Here is a 1,710-nt window from a genome sequence, read left to right on the forward strand (position 1 = left end):
GAAGGCTGCGGGGGGCGATGGCGGTCGTGACTCCGGCTGCAAGTCCGGCGATCAAGGTTTGGCGTCGATTGAGTTGCATAATTGATTTTTCCAGGGTGTAAAGGAACTTGTGTTGAGTGTAAGGGATGCGTGTTTTGAGTTGTGGGTCCGCTACGGGGGGCGATCTCATTGTAATGCGTCGGCATCGTGGTGAGTATCACGCCCGTTAACCTTGGAAAGCTGTGACGGATATTCGGACTACGGTGGTCACTTGCCTAAAAGTAGGGCTCTTGGGGGAAAGGATTCCTGTGACAGCTGCCTCGATCGTGACGATCATTTGGTTTAGTGCACGGCGAACCGACGAGGATGGGGAAAGATCGCCCGATCGACTTAAATCGTCTGCACATTGCTGTTTCGAATTCGATGCTGCTTCGAAATCGATCGATCCACGCGTATTCTCGGCAGCCGGCCTGAAAAATGGATCCGCCCAAACAGGCCTGCAGCCCAGGTGACGCCCCCGCTTTTGATGTGAGATGCCATGGAACCTTCCTTGAGAATTTTCGACGAAGAATCGGGGAACCCAAAATCACTGCGAATCGGCAGCCGGTTGGACAAATACCGGATTGTCAGTCGTTTGGGCGAAGGTGGGTTTGCGACCGTGTATGCCGCCCATGATACAATCGAAGACCGCCGGGTCGCATTAAAAATCCCCGACGCTCGCTATGTCGCCAACACCCAATCGGTGGATGATTTGAAACGCGAAGTGCGAATCATGGCAAAGCTGCGACACCCCGGGGTCTTGGAACTCAAGGATGCTCGATTTGTCGAAGGCCACTTTGTGATGGTCTTTCCGCTGGGAGAACAAACGTTGGCGGATCGGCTCAGCCGCCGCTTGGCTCGCGCCACCGCGATCGACTATGCACTGCAAATGATCGATGCGGTCGCGCACGCACATCAACAACGTGTCCTGCACCGCGACATCAAACCCGATAACTTCATTCTTTTTCCGAATCAAACGATTCGTTTAACCGACTTTGGTTTGGCGCGGGTTCAGCGGAACGGCAAACATGTGTCGGCATCCGGCACCCTTGGCTACATGGCACCGGAACAAGCGATGGGGCATCCCGGGTTTCGCAGCGATGTTTTTTCGTTGGGGTTGGTGTTGTACCGGATGCTGTCTGGCGAACTTCCCGATTATCCGTTCGAAGCCCCATTGCCAGGTTATCAAAAGCTTCGTCGCGGATTGTCCAGCGATTTTGTTTCGCTGATCCGCAAAGCCGTCGATCCCGAGCCGAAGCGACGCTTTCGTGACGCGATTGCGATGCAAAATGCCGTCAGCCGGATTCGCTATCCGCTGAGCGACCGCAGCATCAGCCAACTGGGACGAACCCAAACGACCTCTCGTATCAGCCAGCGTCGCGCCGGTTAAGACCACGAACGCCCAAAATACCACTCGGCGCGTCCGTTAATGGTCGGATAAGGCAAACGGCGTTCATGCCCGAGCGGCAGACGCATCGTGAAATTTGCAAATATGAAAAGGCTGGCGTTTCTGCTGATCCAGCATGACTTTTAACGCCCAATTCGACTGGGCTTTTTCCCCTTTCTGCGCTACAATCCAGTGACCTCTTCGGATCTCGTCTACTGGATTTCTCATGCCGCATCGCAATCGCACGCTCTTGTTTCGCCTGGCGAGCACTGTTTTTCTTTTCGTGCTCGTTTTGACAACGTCAC

The 1,710-nt window shown here is 54.4% G+C and carries 2 protein-coding genes; one reads left to right on the forward strand and one right to left on the reverse strand.

What is annotated here, in order from left to right; all coding sequences use genetic code 11:
* Positions 1-517 precede the first annotated feature (517 nt).
* The gene (locus tag RMSM_RS14230; RefSeq protein WP_008697240.1) at positions 518-1,408 is read left to right on the forward strand and encodes a serine/threonine-protein kinase; all 891 of its coding nucleotides are present in this window, start codon (positions 518-520) and stop codon (positions 1,406-1,408) included.
* 63 nt (positions 1,409-1,471) lie between these two features.
* Here RMSM_RS14230 and RMSM_RS42580 read toward each other — a convergent pair.
* Positions 1,472-1,710, reverse strand: a 239-nt coding sequence (locus tag RMSM_RS42580; protein ID WP_236622136.1) for a hypothetical protein, incomplete at its 5' end; no start/stop codon positions are given.

The sequence above is a fragment of the Rhodopirellula maiorica SM1 genome (genome assembly GCF_000346295.1).
Classification (GTDB): domain Bacteria; phylum Planctomycetota; class Planctomycetia; order Pirellulales; family Pirellulaceae; genus Novipirellula; species Novipirellula maiorica.